The following is a 16602-nucleotide window of genomic DNA, read 5'->3' on the forward strand; positions in this document are numbered from 1 at the left end:
AGGCTGAGATCACCCGATTCCGAGGAGATCTCATGACCGTCCACGACCCCGTCACCTCCGCGTCCACCGCGCCGCGACGGCACGGCCGGGCACGCGCCGTCGCCACGGTCGCCGCGCTGTGCGCCGTCGCGACGACCGGTGCGCTCGTCGCCGGCACACCCGCCTACGCCTCCGGCGGGTCGCCGCCCGCGTCGCGCGAGGTGCAGCGCCAGCTCGACGGCCTCGTCCGCGACGCAGGCTTCCCCGGAGCGCTGGCCACCTACGAGGACGCGCGCGGGCGCAGTCGTGACTACACCGCCGGCGTCGGCAACCTCGAGACCGGCGCCCGGGTGCCGCTCGACGGCCAGGTGCGCATCGGCAGCAACAGCAAGACGTTCCTCGCGGTGGCCCTCCTGCAGCTGGTCGACGAGGGGACGATCGACCTCGATGCGCCCGTCGAGACCTATCTGCCCGGCCTGGTCCACGGCGACGGTGTCGACGGCTCCGCGATCACCGTCCGGCAGCTGCTCCAGCACACCAGCGGCCTCCCCAACTACACCGCGGTCATGGATCACGACTTCCTGTCGACGCGGCACCACTACGTCGAGCCGCGCGAGCTGCTCGACCTCGCCCTGACGCAGCCGGGCACACCGCCCGGGTCGCGATGGGACTACAGCAACACCAACTACGTGGTCGCCGGGCTGATCGTGCAGAAGGTCGCCGGACGTCCGCTGGCCGAGGTGATCACCGACCGGGTGATCGAGCCGCTGCGCCTGCGGGACACGTACGTGCCGGACCGCGGCGAGGAGAGCCTGCGCGAGCGGCACCCGCTCGGCTACCACGCGACCGAGCCCGGCGGCGAGCTGCAGGACATCACGGTGCTCGACCCGGCGTGGGCGTGGGCAGCGGGCGACATCGTCTCGACCCCGAGCGACCTCAACTCGTTCTTCGTGGCGCTGATGGGCGGCGAGCTCCTGCCGCCCGCGCTGCTGGCGGAGATGCAGACGACCGTCGAGACCCTGCCCGAGCTGCACGGCATGCGGTACGGGCTCGCGCTCATGAGCACCCCGTTGAGCTGCGGCGGGGTCGCCTGGGGACACGGCGGGAGCATCCCCGGTTACGAGACCGGCGGCGGGGTGGGTCCGGACGGGCGGTCCGTGACCGTCGCGGTGACCGCGCTGCCGGCGGCGACCGCCGACCCGGAGCGTGCCGCCGAGCGCCTCGCGCACGCCGTCGACGCGGTGCTCTGCGCATAGTCGGCCGCCCTCGGCGGTGGCAGCATGTGGGCATGGCGCTCGTCCGCTACACGGCGGCCGCCGCCGAGGCCGCCGGCATCGCCGCCGAGCAGGTACCCGCCTCGACGGTCGGTGAGCTGCGGGCGCAGGTGCTCACCCGGCACGGCGGTGAGCTGGCCCAGCTGATCGGTCGGTGCTCGTTCGTGGTCGACGGTGTGGCCTCCGACGACGGGGCTGCGCTCGGGCCGAGCGACGTCGTCGACGTGGTCCCGGACCTCTGAGGGCGCGGTCGCGATGCGGGTGGGCGCAACTGGTGCGAGCGTGTGCGCATGAGAGTCGTCGTGGTCGGTGCCAGCGGGAACGTCGGCACGGCTCTCCTGCGGCGGTTCAGCGACGACGCCACGGTCACCTCGGTGGTCGGCATCGCGCGGCGCGTGCCCCCTGGCACGCCGGCAGCCCCGTACCGCGTCGCCACGTGGGTCGGGTGCGACGTCGCCGCGCCGACCGCGGTCGACGTCCTGGTTCCCGCCTTCGCCGGCGCCGACGCCGTGGTCCACCTCGCGTGGGCCGTCCAGCCCAGCCACGACCGCCGCCGGCTGCACGACGTGAACGTGTCGGGCACCCGGCACGTCCTCGACGCCGCGCGGCGCGCGGGGGTCCCGCACGTCGTGGTCGCCTCGAGCGTCGGCGCGTACTCGCCCGCTCCGGACGACGTCCCGCGCGGCGAGGGCTGGGCGACCGGCGGGGTGCGGTCGTCGTCGTACAGCGTCGACAAGGCGGCGGTCGAGCGGACCCTCGACGAGTTCGAGGCGGTGCACGCGGACCTCGCGATCGCCCGAGTACGGGCGGCGCTCGTGTTCCAGCAGGCAGCCGGGCACGAGATCTCGCGGTACTTCCTCGGACCGTGGGCGCCCCGGCGGGCGATCGGTGGACACCTCCCGGTGCTGCCCTGGCCGGCGGGCCTTCGGCTCCAGGTGGTGCACGCGGACGACGTCGCGTCGGCGTACCGGGAGGCCGTCGTCCGGCGCGTGAGGGGGCCGTTCAACGTCGCCGCCCCGGACGTGCTGCGCGGCCAGGACGTCGCCGACGTCGTCTCGCGCGGGAGGGTGCGCGAGGTCGACGTGGCCGGCACCCGCAGGCTCCTCGCGGCCGCCTGGCACGCGCGCGCCGTGCCCGTCGGTCCCGGGTGGCTGGACATGGCCCTCGCCGTGCCGCTGCTCGACACGTCCCGCGCGGAGCGTGAGCTGGGTTGGCGGCCGGCCTGGTCGGCGGCCGAGACGCTCCGGGACATGGTGTCGGGGATCGCGACCGGGGCGGGGACCGCGAGCCCGCCGCTGCGGCCGCGGCGCCGGTGAGCCTGGCATCCTCGACGGCATGACCGACGACATCTCCGCCGAGCGACACGTCTACGGCCGCGCCGACGCCCCGATCACCGTCCTCGAGTTCGGTGACCTGGAGTGCCCGTACTGCCGCGCCGCCGCACCGGCGCTGCGGCAGCTGGTCGACACCTCCGACGGGCAGGTGCGCCTGGTGTGGCGACACTTCCCGCTGTTCGAGGTGCACCCGTCGGCCCTCTCGGCGGCGCTCGCGGCGGAGGCGGCGGGCGCGCACGGGAAGTTCTGGGACATGCACGACGAGCTGTTCAGCCACCAGGACCGGCTGGCCGACCCGGACCTGCGTGCCGCCGCGGTGCGGCTCGGGCTCGACCCCGACGAGGTGGCGGGCGACGGTGCGCAGGCGTACGCCCCGGCGATCTCCGCCGACTACTCCGCGGGCATCGAGCTGGGCGTGCGGGGGACGCCGACGGTGTTCGTCGGAGGCACACGGTTCCACGGCAAGGTGACGCTGGACCGGCTGCGCGAGGCCGTGGAGGCGGTGCGATGAGGACCGCGCTGGTCACCGGCGCCGGCCGTGGCATCGGCCGGGGGATCGTGCTCGGTCTGGCCCGGGCCGGGTACGCGGTCGCCCTGGTCGGCCGCACACGCGCGCACCTCGACGCGGTCGCCCAGGAGATCGGCGGGGACGTGTGCGTGGCCGCCGCCGACCTCGTGGACGGGACCGCGGTCCTCGACGCGGTCGCCCGGGTGGAGGAGGAGCTCGGCGGCATCGGGCTGCTGGTGAACAACGCGGGCGTGATCGAGCGGGCCGAGGTGCCGTTCGTCGACGACGACGTCGAGGACTCCTGGCGGGTCATCGAGGCGAACGTGCGCGGTCCGCTGCTGGTCACGCACGCGGTGCTGCCGGGGATGCTCGCGCGCGGCGACGGCCGGGTGCTGAACCTGAACTCCGGCGCCGGGCACCGCGCGATGACCAGCTACACGGGCTACGCGATCAGCAAGGGGGCGCTCGCGCGGTTCACCACGCAGCTCGACGCCCAGTACCGCGACCGGGGGATCCGCGTGCTCGACCTCGCCCCCGGGCACGTCGAGACGGCGATGACGACGTCGATGCCGCTGCACGAGGGCCGGACGCAGTGGACACCCGTCGAGGCCGTCGCGGAGCTGGTCCGGGCGTTCGGCGACGGGGAGCTCGACGCGCTGTCGGGGCGGTTCGTGCGCGCCGGGACGGACACCGTGGAGTCGCTGCGGGCGGCGACCCCGCAGATCCTGGCCACCCACGCGCGCACGCTCCGGCTGGGTGCGTACGGCGACGAGGACCCGGTGGCGTGATGGAGCCGATCCGCCACCAGCTCGTGGTCGCCTGCACCCCCGTCGAGGCGTTCGACGCCTGGGTCGACGACATCGGCCGGTGGTGGCACCCCGACTACACGCCCGACCCGGCCGGGTTCCGCGGGGCGGGGATCGAGGCGCGGGTGGGCGGTCGCGTCTACCTGGTCGACGCCGCGCTCGGTGAGGTCGAGTGGGGTCGGGTGCTGGCGATCGCGCGCGGCGCCCTCGTCGTGCACACCTCGACGCTCGGTCAGGATCCCGCGCACCCGAGCCGGATCTCCGTGCAGTTCGTGCCGCTCGACGAGGGCGGGACGCGCCTCGAGCTCGCGCACGAGGGCTGGGACGAGACCAACGCGGAGTTCCGGCCCAAGTTCACGGACTGGCCCCTGATCCTCGCCCGCTACGCACAGTTCGTCGGCTCGTGACCGGGGTCGGCGCAGGCGTGTCACCCGACCCGGGGACCACCGGCGTCGAGGTCTCGCCCGACCCGGGCGAGACCCTGCTGCAGCCGACGCCGACGCCGACCACGACCGACGCACCCACGACCCCTGCGCCCGCGCCGACGGAAGCTGTCACCCCTGCGGAGTCGGCGACCGCGGAGCCGGTGCCGACCGCGCCCGAGGAGTCACCGTCGCAGGCGCCGGCGCCCACCGAGACCGTGGTGGTCGAGGTGCCGTGGACCGTGGACCCCGCGGTCACCAGCTCGACGATCCCGCTCGGGGCGATCATCACCGCGCTCGTCGTCCTCGTCCTCGCGGCGACCGCCCTGGCGGTGCTCTTCCGGCGCAACCGCAGGCTCCGGCCGGCGGGGGTGCCCGCGTCGGCCGCCCTCGAAGCGGCCGCCACGACGACCGAGATCGGCGTGCTGGACGACGCGCACGCCGTCGCGCTGCCGACCGAGCCGTCCGTCGACACCGTGGCGACCGTCCGGTTCCTCATGGTGCTCGGCGAGGCGATGATCGACTCGAGCGCGCCGGTCGTGCAGGTGACCCGGACGCTCGAGCGGGTGGCGGCGATCAACGGCGCCCCGGACGTGGAGATCATCGCGCTGCCCACCGCGCTCCTCGTCTCGGTGCCGGGGCGGACGTCGATGCAGACCGCTGCGTCGTCGGCCGGCTGGCGACAGCTGCGCCTGCACCAGGTCCAGGACGTGCTCGGCGTCGCCGACGAGGCGGAGTCCGGCTCCCTCGACCCGGACGACGGTGCGGCCCGGATCGAGACAGCCGTGTCGGCGCCCCCGCTGTACAGCGGAGCCGTCCGCATCCTCGGGTACGTCGGGGTCTGCGCGGGCCTCGCGATGATCCTCGGCGGCAGCCTGGTCGACGTCCTCGTCGCGTCCGTGCTCGGTGCCGCGATCGCCGGGCTGCAGGTCGCCGCCGCCCGCCTGCCCGCCGCCTACCAGGCGCTCGTGGTGCTCAGCTGCGCGTTCGTCGTCGCCGCCGCGGTGTTCCTGCTGTCCCGGTCGGGGATCGACGTCGGCACGCTCGTGCCGCTCGTGGCACCCCTGGTCACCTTCCTGCCCGGGGCCCTGCTCACCACCGCGGCGATCGACCTGGCCACCCGGCAGATGATCGCCGGCGCCGCGCGCCTCGCCGCCGGGACCATGCAGCTCGTGCTCCTGGCGCTGGGCATCACCGGCGCCGCCGCACTGGTCGGCGTCCCCGCGTCCGAGCTCGGCTCCGCGGCGTCCCAGCCGCTCGGGTGGGCCGGGCCGTGGCTCGGGGTGCTGGTCTTCGGCACGGGCGTGGTGTTCCACCACTGCGCCCGACGCTCCGCGCTCCCGTGGATCCTGCTCGTGCTCGTCGTCGCCTACGCCGGGCAGGTGGTGGGCGGGCTGTTCTTCGGCGGGGTGTTCTCCGCGTTCATCGGGGCGGCGCTCATGACGCCGGTGGCGATGTTCGCCGCGACCCGGCCGACCGGGCCGCCCGCGCTGGTCGGGTTCCTGCCGGGCTTCTGGCTGCTGGTGCCCGGTGCGCTGGGCCTCGTCGGGGTGACCTCGATCCTCGGGGAGGACGCCCAGGCGCTGAACACCGTGGTCACGGCCGGCACGACGATGGTCGCGATCTCGCTGGGGGTGCTCGCGGGGATCGCGCTCGGGTCCGCCGTCGGGCGGCGCGTCGGGCTGGCGGTGACGCGGTTCTAGGCGGGTGCCCGCCACGGCAGGGGTGGCAGCGGCGGCGGGGCGTCGCTGAGCGGTGAGCACAGCGGCAGCTTCTCGCCGAGCCACCGCAGCAGGATCGAGCCGAGCACCGCGGCGGTGAGCGACCCGGCCAGGATCCCGATCTTCGCGTTCTCCAGGTGCTGGGCGTCGTCGAACGCGAGCTCGGCGATGAACAGCGAGATGGTGAACCCGATGCCCGCGAGCACGGCGCCGCCGAGCAGGTGACCCCACCGCACGCGGCCGGGCAGCTCGCCCAGCCCGAACCGGATCGCCAGGGTGGCCGCGCCGGTGATGCCGATGGCGTTGCCGAGCACGAGCGCCACGGCGACCCCGATGGCCAGCCGGGACTGGGCCGCGGCCTGGAGCGACTCCAGGTTCAACCGGATGCCCGCGTTGGCCAGCCCGAACAGGGGCACCACGACGAACGCGCTCCACGGGTGCAGGATCCGCTGCAGCCGGTCGCTGGTCGGCACCGCGGCACGTGCCGCCAGCTCCGCGAGGTGCTCGCGCTCGGCGGTGGCGTCGTCGATCAGCTTGCGCCCGTAGCCGGCGACCTCGTCGATGGTCTCCTGGTCCGGTGGCCGGGCGGGGACGAGCAGGCCGATGATCACGCCGGCCAGGGTGGCGTGCACGCCCGACGCCTGCACCGCGAACCAGAGCGCGATCCCAGCGACGACGTAGGGCGCGAGCTGCCACACCTTGAGCCAGCGCAGCATGAGGATCCCGACCACGACCGCCGCGGCGAGGGCGAGCGCGGCCATGTCGACCTCGTCGGTGTAGAAGATCGACATCACGGTGATCGCGCCGATGTCGTCGACGATCGCGAGCGTGAGCAGGAACAGGCGCAGGCGGTCGGGGCACTTGGGGCCGAACAGGGCGAGGATGCCGACGAGGAACGCGGTGTCCGTCGACATGACGACGCCCCACCCGTGCGCGGCGTCCGTGCCGCCGTTGAACGCCAGGTAGATGAGCACCGGGACGAGCAGGCCACCGAGGGCGCCGAGGGCGGGGACGGCGACGGTCCGCTTGTCGCGCAGCTCCCCGGTGGTGGCCTCGCGGCTGATCTCGAGGCCGACCACCGCGAAGAAGATGGCCATCGCGGCGTCGTTGACCCAGTGGTGCAGGTCCAGGTCGATGCCCCAGCTGCCCACGTGGAACCCCGCGGAGGTGTGCCAGAGCGACTCGTAGGAGTCCGCGAACGGGGAGTTGACCCAGACGAGGGCGACGACGGTGGCGGCGAGCAGGTAGACGGCACTGCCGGCCTCGTTGGTGAGGAAGTTCTTCACCGATGGCTGCAGACCGGGCAGCGAGACCCGCAGGGACGGGCCGGGGGAGGTCGAGGTCGTCGACATGCGGATCAAGGTCGCAGGTGATCGACCAGGACGCAACGGGCGTTCGCCCTCGGCGTCAGATGTACTTCTCGGGGTCCCCGAGCAGCTTGGCCACGTGGTTCGGGACGTAGGTGGACAGCTCGCGCGACGGACGCTCGTACCCGGTCGACGCGGACGGTCGGGCGGGGAGCGTCACCTTGTCGTGCGGGACGTCCTTGTACGGGATGGTGGAGAGCAGGTGGCTGATCATGTTGAGCCGGGCGTGCTTCTTGATGTCCGACTCCACGACGAACCACGGGCTCCCGATCGTGTCCGTGTGCACCATCATCTCGTCCTTGGCCTTCGAGTAGTCCTCCCACCGGCTGATCGACTCGAGGTCCATCGGGCTCAGCTTCCACTGCCGCAGCGGGTCGTTCAGCCGCGACCGGAACCGCTTGAGCTGCTCCTTGTCGGACACGGAGAACCAGTACTTGCGCAGCAGGATGCCGTCCTCGATGAGCATCTGCTCGAAGATCGGCGTCTGGCGCATGAACCGGTCGTACTCCTCCGGCGTGCAGAAGCCCATGACCTTCTCCACGCCGGCGCGGTTGTACCAGGAGCGGTCGAACAGGACGACCTCGCCCGCGGTGGGGAGCTGCGCCACGTAGCGCTGGTAGTACCACTGGCCCTTCTCGCGCTCGGTCGGTGTGGGCAGGGCGGCGATGCGCACGATGCGGGGGCTGAGGTACTCCGCGATGCGCTTGATCGTGCCGCCCTTGCCGGCTGCATCGCGGCCCTCGAACACCACGACGATCCGCGCGCCGGTCTCCTTGGCCCACAGCTGCACCCTCACCAGCTCGGCCTGGAGCCGCGACAGCTCCGCCTCGTAGACGTCGTTCGGAACCTTGTCCTGGTGCTTCTTGCCGGACTTCTTCGCCATGCCCGGACGCTACCGGCAGGGAAGGGCTTCCGCCCGAGTTCCGCATCTGCGGGCTGAGCGGCTCTGGACAGTCGCTTCTGCGGCACTACGATCGCGTTCGTGACCGACTACCGGATCAGCGAGGCCGCCGAGCTGCTGGGCGTCAGCGACGACACCGTGCGCCGCTGGGTCGAGTCGGGTGCCCTGGAGGCGCGGACCGACCACGCCGGCCGCAGCGTCGTCGGCGGCGTCGAGCTCGCCGCGCTGGCCGTCGAGCGTGCCCGGACTCCCGACGACCCCTCCGCCGGCACCAGCTCGGCGCGCAACCGGCTGACCGGCCTGGTGACGCGGATCCTCTCCGACACGGTGATGTCCCAGGTCGAGCTGCAGGCCGGTCCGTTCCGGCTGGTGTCGCTCATGTCCACCGAGGCGGTGCGCGAGCTCGGGCTCGAGGTGGGCTCACGCGCGACCGCGGTGGTCAAGGCGACGACCGTGCTCGTCGAGACGCCACGATGAGGGTGCGCGCCCTCGTCGGCTCCGCGGCGGTGCTGCTCGCCCTGGCCGCCTGCGCGACCGACGCCCCGGCCTCGGCGCCGGCGACGGCGGACGGGATCACCGGGGAGCTCACCGTGTTCGCGGCGGCCTCCCTGCAGGGCCCGTTCGACGAGATCGCCGCGAGGATGGCCGAGCAGCACCCGGGCGTCGCGGTGCACCCGGTGACCTACGACGGCTCGTCCACGTTGGCGGCGCAGCTGGTCGGCGGGGCGTCGGCCGACGTCTTCGCGTCGGCCGACGAGGACACCATGGCCGAGGTCGTCGGACTCGATGACGCCACCGTCTTCGCGAGGAACACCCTGCAGATCGTCGTCGCGCCGCGCAACCCGCTGCAGATCGGCTCGCTGGCCGACGTCGCGGCGCTGTCGTCGTCGGGCGGCAAGGTGGTGCTCTGCGCGCCCGAGGTGCCGTGCGGTTCCGCGTCGCGCACGGTCCTGGACGGCGCCGGCCTCGCGCTCACGCCGGTCAGCGAGGAGCAGAACGTCAAGGCCGTCCTCACCAAGGTGCAGACCGGAGACGCGGACGCGGGACTGGTGTACCGGACCGACGTGCTGGCAGCGGGAGACACGGTCGCGGGGGTCAGGTTCCCCGAGGCGGCGTCGGCCGTGAACTCCTACCCGATCGTCGCCCTCACGCACAGCGACGCTGCGCAGGCGTTCGTCGACCTGGTGCTCTCCGCCGAGGGGCAGCGGATCCTGGCGGACCACGGGTTCACCGCGCCGTGACCCGCGAGCGCTCCGTCGGCGTCCCCGGCTTCCTCTGGCTGCCCGCGGCCCTGGCGGCCGGTCTGCTGGTGCTCCCCGTCGTCGCCCTGCTGCTGCGCGCGGACTGGGGGTCGCTGCCCGCCGACATCGCGACGCCGTCGGCGCGCGACGCCCTGTGGCTCTCCCTGTCCACGTCCGTCGTCGCGACCGGCGCGTGCCTGGTGCTCGGCGTGCCGCTCGCCGTCGTGCTCGCGCGTGCGCGCGGCTGGCCCGCCGACCTGCTCCGCGCCCTGGTCACGCTGCCGCTCGTCCTGCCCCCGACCGTCGGCGGCATCGCGCTGCTCTACCTGCTGGGCCGGCGCGGGCTGGTCGGGCAGACGCTCGACACGTGGTTCGGGATCAGCATCCCGTTCACGACGACCGCCGTGGTGATCGCCCAGGCGTTCGTCGCGATGCCGTTCCTGGTCCTGTCGGTCGAGGGGTCGTTGCGGACGGCGGGCACGCGGTTCGACGTCGTCGCCGCCAGCCTCGGCGCCGGCCGCTGGACCGTGCTGCGCCGGATCACCCTGCCGCTGGTCATGCCCGGCCTGGTCAGCGGCACGGTCCTCTGCTTCGCGCGGGCGCTCGGCGAGTTCGGCGCGACCGCACTGTTCGCCGGCAACTCCCCGGGCGTCACGCAGACCATGCCCCTGGCCATCTACTCGGCGTTCAACGGAGCCGGTGTGACGCAGGGGACCGCGGTCGCGCTGTCGCTGCTGCTGGTGTTCGCAGCGGTCGCGGTCCTGCTCGCCGCGCGGGCGTGGCGCCCGGGGCGTGCCGCGTGACGTCGCTGCACGCCGAGGTCGCCGTCCGCCGGGGCGCCTTCGCGCTCGACGTGACCATCGCGGCCCATCCTGGGGAGATCGTCGGCGTGCTCGGTCCGAACGGCGCGGGCAAGTCCACGCTGCTCGCCGTCCTGGCCGGGCACCTCGTGCCCACGGCCGGGGTGGTGCGCGTGGGGGAGCGGACGCTGACGGCGGTGTGGGACGGACGGGTGGAGTCGGCGGTGCGGCCCGAGCACCGGTCCGTCGGCCTGCTCGGCCAGGACCCGCTGGTGTTCCCGCACCTGAGCGCGCGGGAGAACGTGGCGTTCGGTCCGCGCGCGGCGGGGATGCCGGCGGCGCAGTCCCGAGCGGTGGCCGACGAGTGGCTGGCGGCGGTCGGGCTGGGCGGGCTGGCCGACCGGCGTCCTGACGCGCTGTCCGGCGGGCAGCGGCAGCGCGTCGCCCTGGCCCGGGCGCTCGCCGCCGAGCCCGCGGTGCTGCTGCTCGACGAACCCTTCGCGCAGCTGGACGTGCGCACGGCCGCCGAGCTGCGCGAGCTGGTCCGCGAGCAGGTGCGCCGCACCCGGACCGCCACGGTGCTGGTCACTCACGACGTGCTCGACGCGGTGACGCTCGCCGACCGGGTGGTCGTGCTGCACGACGGGCAGGTGGTCGAGCAGGGCCGGCCGCTCGACGTGCTCACCGACCCCGTGCACCCGTTCACGGCGGCGCTGGCCGGGGTCAACCTCGTCGTCGGGACGCTCGTCGCCCTGCCCGACGGGTCCACGGCGGTCGCCGGCCCGGACGGCGTCGTCATCCCGTGCGCTCCGCAGCGACCGGGCGGGCGCGTGCAGGTGACGTTCCCGCCGACCGCCGTCACGGTCGGGGAGGGCTGGCCGGCGCGCGTCATCGACCTCGAGCCCGGGACCACCGGCGTGCGCCTCCGGACCACGGGTGACGTGCTCGTCGACCTGCCGCCGGCGCAGGTCGCGCAGCTGGGTCTGCACGTCGGTGCCCAGGTGCGTCTGAGCGTCCCCGCCGAGCACGTGCGGGTGCGTCCGCTCGCCTGATCTCACAGGCCCCCGCGGCAACCGGTGCGCGAAAAGAACCGTGCGCGCAACCGAGGGGACAGGTCGGTCGAAACATCCGCTGCCTAGCGTCGTCGTCGACCGAGCCCCCCTGACCCTGTCCTCCCGGAGGTCCCCATGGCGACACAGCTCGCGACCGACGCCGGCACCACACCCGTTCTCGACACTGCGCCGCTCACCCACCGCCCCGGCCGATGGATCGACGGCTGGAACCCCGAGGACAGCGGCCAGTGGGCCTCCGTCGGTCGGGCGATCGCCCGCCGCAACCTCGGGTTGTCGATCTTCGCCGAGTTCCTCGGGTTCGCCGTCTGGGCGCTGTGGAGCATCGTCGTCCCGCAGCTGCCCGCCGCCGGCTTCGTCCTCACGGTCGACCAGATGTTCTGGCTGATCGCCCTGCCCTCGCTCGTGGGCGCGACGCTGCGCATCCCCTACACGTTCGCGGTGCCGATCTTCGGTGGCCGCAACTGGACCATCGTGTCCGCCCTGCTCCTCCTGATCCCGACGATCGCGCTCGCGGTCGCCGTGCAGAACCCGCAGCTCGGCTTCCCCGCCCTGCTCGCGGTCGCGGCGCTGGCCGGCGTCGGCGGCGGCAACTTCGCCTCCTCGATGGCGAACATCTCGTTCTTCTACCCGGAGAAGGAGAAGGGTCGCGCCCTCGGCCTGAACGCGGCCGGCGGCAACCTCGGCACGGCCGCGGTGCAGTTCGCGGTGCCGCTGGTGATCGTCGGCGCCGCCGGGCTGGAGCTCGAGCGGGCCGGCCTCATGTTCGTGCCGCTGGTGCTCATCGCGGCCCTGCTGGCCTGGCGGTACATGGACAACCTGTCCAACGCCAAGGCGGACCCGCGCTCCTACGGCGTCGCCGCCCGGGCGCGGCACACCTGGATCATCTCGTTCATCTACATCGGCACCTTCGGCTCGTTCATCGGCTTCTCCGGGGCGTTCCCGACGCTGCTGAAGAACCAGTTCCCCGAGGTCACGATCTCGATCGCGTTCGCCGGTGCGCTCGTCGGGTCCATCGCCCGTCCGCTGGGCGGCATGCTCGCGGACAAGCTCGGCGGTGCCCGCGTCACGATCGTCGCGTTCGGTGTCATGGCGACCGGCGTGGTCTGCGCGATCTTCGCCCTCCGTGCCCACGCGTTCGGCCCGTTCCTGGCGTCGTTCCTCGTGCTCTTCGTCGCCACCGGTGCCGGCAACGGCTCGGTCTACCGGATGATCCCCGCGGTGTTCCGGTTCGGTGCCACGGACGACGAGGACAAGGCGCGCCGCATCAAGGCGGCGGCGGGCTGCCTCGGGATCGCGGGTGCGGTGGGCGCGTTCGGCGGCTTCCTCATCCCGCGCGGGTTCGCCATCTCCACCTCGGCCACCGGCAACATCCAGGCGGCCCTGTGGGTGATCGTCGGGCTGTACCTGGTCATGAGCCTCACCACGTGGGCCGTGTACCAGCGCCGCTCCGGCTCCTTCGGCGCGACGGTCATCTGATGACCACCCCCCGGTCCGCGGCGGCAGAGACCCATTGCCCCTATTGCGCGCTCCAGTGTGCGCAGACGTTGCACACCTCTGACGAGGGCACCGTCACCGCCGCGGGCCGGGACTTCCCCACGAACAAGGGCGGCATGTGCCAGAAGGGGTGGACGTCGCCCACGCTCCTGCGGGCCACGGACCGGCTCACCACCCCGCTCCTGCACGGGCAGCCGGTCTCCTGGGACACCGCGCTGTCGTTCGTCGCCACCCGGCTGGCCGCCCTGCGCCAGGCCCACGGTCCCGAGTCCGTCGCGGTGTTCGGCGGCGGCGGGCTGACCAACGAGAAGGCGTACGCGCTCGGCAAGTTCGCGCGCACCGTGCTGGCCACGCCGAACATCGACTACAACGGCCGGTTCTGCATGGCGAGCGCCGCCGCGGGGGCCAACCGGACCCTCGGTCTGGACCGTGGCCTGCCGTTCCCGCTGGCCGACCTGGGCGGGGCGCAGGCCGTGCTGCTGCTCGGGTCGAACCTCGCGGAGACCATGCCGCCGGCCGTCCAGCACCTCGCGGGGGTGCGCGCGGCGGGCGGTCTGATCGTCGTGGACCCCCGGCGCTCGGCGACCGCGGACCTGACCACCGAGGAGCGCGGCCTGCACGTGCAGCCGGTCCCGGGCACTGACCTGGCCCTCCTGCTCGGCATCGCGCACATCGTCCTCGCGGAGGGCTTCGCGGATCTCGCGTACCTCGACGAGCGGACCACGGGCCTCGACGACATCCGGCGGTCGCTGGCCCTCTGGTGGCCCGAGCGGACCGAGCAGGTCACGGGCGTCCCGGTCGCGTCGCTGCGCCGGGCGGCGTTCCTGCTGGCCAACGCGTCACCGTCCCGCGGCGGCTCCGGTGCGTACATCCTCACCGGTCGCGGGGTCGAGCAGAGCACGCAGGGCACCGACACCGTCACGGCGGCGATCACGCTCGCGCTCCTGCTCGGCCTGCCCGGCCGTGTCGGGTCCGGCTACGGCGCGATCACCGGCCAGGGCAACGGGCAGGGCGGCCGCGAGCACGGTCAGAAGGCCGACCAGCTGCCGGGCTACCGGTCCATCGAGGACGACGCGGCGCGCGCGCACGTCGCCGGCGTCTGGGGCGTCGACCCCGCCGACCTGCCCCGGACCGGGATGCCCGCGATCGAGCTGCTGCGGTCCCTCGGGACGCCGGGCGGCCCGCGCGCCCTCCTGGTGCACGGATCGAACGTGCTGGTCAGCGCCCCGGACGCCGACCGCGTCCGGGAGCGGCTGGCCGCGCTCGACCTGCTCGTGGTGTGCGACTTCTTCCCGTCGGAGACGGCCGTGCTGGCCGACGTCGTCCTGCCCGTCACGCAGTGGGCGGAGGAGGAGGGCACCATGACGTCGCTCGAGGGGCGCGTCATCCGGCGCCGAAAGGCCCTCCCGCCGCCGCCGGGAGTCCGCAGCGAGCTGGAGATCCTCGCGGACCTGGCGCTCAGGCTCGGGTCGACGGTCCGGTTCGACACCTCGCCCTCGGTCGTGTTCGACGAGCTCGCCCGGGCGTCCGCCGGTGGCCGCGCCGACTACAGCGGGCTCAGCCACGGGCGCCTCGACGCCGAGCCGGACCTGTTCTGGCCGGTCCCCGCCGGGCCGACGCCGCACCCCGGCACCCCCCGGATGTTCCTCGACCGCTTCCCGACGCCCGACGGTCGCGCCCGGCTCGTCCCCGTGGACCACCGCGGCCCGTCGGACGACCTGCGCCGCGACGCGCCCCTCTTCCTGGTGACCGGGCGCGTGCTCGCGCACTACCAGTCCGGCGCGCAGACCCGTCGGGTGCCGGAGCTGGTACGCAGCTCGCCGGCGCCGTACGTCGAGATCCACCCGTTGCTGGCCGACCGCCTGGGCATCGCCGAGTCCGACCTCGTGCAGCTCGACACCGGTCGGGGCCGCGGGGTCGTCCGGGCGCGGCTGACCGACGCGGTGCGGGCCGACACGGTGTTCCTGCCGTTCCACTGGAGCGGGACCAGCAGCGCCAACCGCCTGACCACCGACGCCACCGACCCGATCTCCGGGATGCCCGAGTTCAAGGTCTGCGCGGTGGACGTCCAGCGGTGGGAGGGACCGGTCGAGGTGCTCGAGGACGAGTCGTTGCTCTTCGCGGGGGAGGTGGTCCGATGAGCTCCGGACGTGAGATCCGCGTCGTCGTGGTCGGTCACGGCATGGTCGGCGCGCGGTTCGTCGACGACCTGCACCAGCGCGATCCCGGCGGCCGGTTCCGCACCACCGTGCTCGGCGACGAGGAGTACGAGCCGTACAACCGGGTGCTGCTGTCCGAGGTGGTGGCCGGCAAGCTCGACGTCGCGTCGATCACGCTGCCGCGCAACGCCCACCGGTCCGCCAGCGAGGTGCTGCCGGGCACGCGCGCGGTGACCGTCGACCGTTCCTCGGGCCTCGTGCACGACCAGGCGGGCGGGAAGCACCCGTACGACATCCTCGTGCTCGCCACCGGCGCGCGCGCCCGCATCCCGGACCTGTTCGGCCGGCGCGACGACGACAGCCTGCCCGCCGGTGTGCACGCGCTGCGCACCCTCGACGACGCGCGCGAGATCGTCGCGGCCACCGTGAACGCCCACCGGGCGGTCGTCGTCGGCGGCGGGGTGCTCGGGCTCGAGGTCGCCTGCGGCCTCGCCCACCGCGGCGTCCCTGTCACGGTCGTGCACGGCGGCGCGCACCTGATGGACCGGCAGCTCGACGGGCCCGCCGCCGCCGTGACCACGGCGCGGCTGACGTCGCTCGGGATCGCTGTCCGGGTCGGTGCCCGCACCGAGGAGGCCGTGGTCAGCGACGGGCGGGTCACCGGCGTGCGGCTCGAGGGCGGCGAGGTGCTCCCCGCCGACCTGCTCGTGCTCACCGCCGGCACGTACCCCGAGGTGGGTCTCGCGCAGCGGGCCGGCCTGGACGTGGCGCGCGGCATCGTCGTCGGCACCGACCTGGCCTCCCCGGCGGACGCGCGCGTATTCGCCATCGGCGACTGCGCCGAGCCGCCCGAGGGGGGCAGCGGGCTGATCGCGCAGGGCTGGGACCAGGCACGACGTCTCGCGACGCTGCTCACCGAACCGTCGGCCGCGCGTGACGACGTGCCGCTGCCGACCGTCGGCACCGACGTGGTCAAGGTGAAGGGCGTCGGGCTCGACGTCGTCGCGATGGGAGTCTGCGGCGCCGGGTCGGTGTCCGAGGGTCGGCGGGTGCGGCTCAGCGACCCCGAGGGTGGCCGGCACATCGAGGTCGTCGTCGCCGACGGTCGCGTCATCGGGGCCACGTGCGTCGGCGCGGGACCGGTCGCGGCGGACCTCGTCGCGGCCTACACCCGCGGCACCCCGATCCCGGCCGACCCCGCCCAGCTGCTCATGCGGCCGGTCGCGGGGACGGCCGTCCCTGCCGCGAGCCCGACACTGATGCCCGACCGCGCCGTGGTGTGCCGGTGCAACGGGGTCACCAAGGGCGACATCGTCGGCTGCTGGCGGCACGGTGCGCGCAGCGTGGAGGACGTGGCGGCGGCGACGCGGGCGACCACCGGCTGCGGCGGGTGCGAGGACGCGGTGTGCGGCATCGTCGACTGGCTCCGCCGCTCCGACCCGGACCAGCCCGCCCCGGCGACCGCGACGACGTCCGACGCCCGCGAACCCACCCCGGCGACCACTGCCTGAGCGCCGACCATG

Annotated in this window: 16 protein-coding genes; 14 read left to right on the forward strand and 2 right to left on the reverse strand. The window is 74.0% G+C overall.

The window, feature by feature from the left end; translation table 11 throughout:
• Positions 1-32: 32 nt before the first annotated feature.
• The 7 genes from ASD18_RS08875 to ASD18_RS08905 are packed head-to-tail and all read left to right on the forward strand — an operon-like array spanning position 33 to position 6026.
• Positions 33-1235 carry a serine hydrolase gene (locus ASD18_RS08875; RefSeq protein WP_082573692.1) on the forward strand — a complete coding sequence of 401 codons (1203 nt, stop codon included), beginning with the start codon at positions 33-35 and terminating at the stop codon, positions 1233-1235.
• A gap of 32 nt (positions 1236-1267) precedes the next feature.
• Positions 1268-1495, forward strand: a complete 228-nt coding sequence (locus ASD18_RS08880; RefSeq protein ID WP_056089523.1) for a MoaD/ThiS family protein — start codon at positions 1268-1270, stop codon at positions 1493-1495.
• Between the two features lie 48 nt (positions 1496-1543).
• Positions 1544-2569 (forward strand): NAD-dependent epimerase/dehydratase family protein, encoded by a 1026-nt coding sequence (locus ASD18_RS08885; protein ID WP_056089528.1) that lies wholly within the window; start codon positions 1544-1546, stop codon positions 2567-2569.
• Positions 2570-2588: 19 nt separating this feature from the next.
• Positions 2589-3098, forward strand: a complete 510-nt coding sequence (locus ASD18_RS08890) for a thioredoxin domain-containing protein (RefSeq protein ID WP_056089531.1) — start codon at positions 2589-2591, stop codon at positions 3096-3098.
• On the forward strand, positions 3095-3883 hold the full coding sequence (locus ASD18_RS08895) for an SDR family oxidoreductase (protein ID WP_056089537.1): 789 nt from the start codon (positions 3095-3097) through the stop codon (positions 3881-3883). Before ASD18_RS08890 ends, ASD18_RS08895 begins: the two co-directional genes overlap by 4 nt.
• A complete protein-coding gene (locus ASD18_RS08900) occupies positions 3883-4308 on the forward strand; it encodes an SRPBCC domain-containing protein (protein WP_056089541.1) in 426 nt (141 codons plus the stop codon). Before ASD18_RS08895 ends, ASD18_RS08900 begins: the two co-directional genes overlap by 1 nt.
• Positions 4309-4325: 17 nt before the next feature.
• Entirely contained in the window at positions 4326-6026 is a 1701-nt protein-coding gene (locus ASD18_RS08905) for a threonine/serine exporter ThrE family protein (RefSeq protein ID WP_156387921.1), read from the forward strand.
• Here ASD18_RS08905 and nhaA read toward each other — a convergent pair.
• Entirely contained in the window at positions 6023-7396 is a 1374-nt protein-coding gene (gene nhaA / locus ASD18_RS08910; RefSeq protein ID WP_056089548.1) for a Na+/H+ antiporter NhaA, read from the reverse strand. The two genes, ASD18_RS08905 and nhaA, sit on opposite strands and share 4 nt — an antisense overlap.
• A 55-nt stretch (positions 7397-7451) precedes the next feature.
• Positions 7452-8294 carry a polyphosphate kinase 2 gene (gene ppk2 / locus ASD18_RS08915; RefSeq protein ID WP_056089553.1) on the reverse strand — a complete coding sequence of 281 codons (843 nt, stop codon included), beginning with the start codon at positions 8292-8294 and terminating at the stop codon, positions 7452-7454.
• Positions 8295-8393: 99 nt separating this feature from the next.
• On the opposite strand from ppk2, the gene ASD18_RS08920 reads away from it, so the two are divergent.
• The 7 genes from ASD18_RS08920 (at position 8394) to ASD18_RS08950 (ending at position 16590) form a co-directional block, all read left to right on the forward strand.
• Positions 8394-8789 (forward strand): molybdopterin-binding protein, encoded by a 396-nt coding sequence (locus tag ASD18_RS08920; protein ID WP_056089558.1) that lies wholly within the window; start codon positions 8394-8396, stop codon positions 8787-8789.
• On the forward strand, positions 8786-9553 hold the full coding sequence (gene modA / locus ASD18_RS08925; protein ID WP_056089561.1) for a molybdate ABC transporter substrate-binding protein: 768 nt from the start codon (positions 8786-8788) through the stop codon (positions 9551-9553). The genes ASD18_RS08920 and modA overlap by 4 nt, the downstream gene beginning before the upstream one ends.
• Complete coding sequence (locus tag ASD18_RS08930) at positions 9550-10356, forward strand: ABC transporter permease (protein ID WP_056089565.1); 807 nt, start codon at positions 9550-9552, stop codon at positions 10354-10356. Before modA ends, ASD18_RS08930 begins: the two co-directional genes overlap by 4 nt.
• Positions 10353-11405 carry an ABC transporter ATP-binding protein gene (locus ASD18_RS08935; RefSeq protein ID WP_056091886.1) on the forward strand — a complete coding sequence of 351 codons (1053 nt, stop codon included), beginning with the start codon at positions 10353-10355 and terminating at the stop codon, positions 11403-11405. Before ASD18_RS08930 ends, ASD18_RS08935 begins: the two co-directional genes overlap by 4 nt.
• A gap of 135 nt (positions 11406-11540) precedes the next feature.
• On the forward strand, positions 11541-12902 hold the full coding sequence (locus ASD18_RS08940; RefSeq protein WP_056089568.1) for an MFS transporter: 1362 nt from the start codon (positions 11541-11543) through the stop codon (positions 12900-12902).
• Positions 12902-15061 carry a molybdopterin oxidoreductase family protein gene (locus ASD18_RS08945; protein WP_056089571.1) on the forward strand — a complete coding sequence of 720 codons (2160 nt, stop codon included), beginning with the start codon at positions 12902-12904 and terminating at the stop codon, positions 15059-15061. The genes ASD18_RS08940 and ASD18_RS08945 overlap by 1 nt, the downstream gene beginning before the upstream one ends.
• On the forward strand, positions 15058-16590 hold the full coding sequence (locus ASD18_RS08950) for an FAD-dependent oxidoreductase (protein WP_056089575.1): 1533 nt from the start codon (positions 15058-15060) through the stop codon (positions 16588-16590). Before ASD18_RS08945 ends, ASD18_RS08950 begins: the two co-directional genes overlap by 4 nt.
• Positions 16591-16602: the final 12 nt, after the last annotated feature.

It is taken from the genome of Cellulomonas sp. Root137, assembly GCF_001426725.1.
Classification (GTDB): Bacteria; Actinomycetota; Actinomycetes; order Actinomycetales; family Cellulomonadaceae; genus Cellulomonas.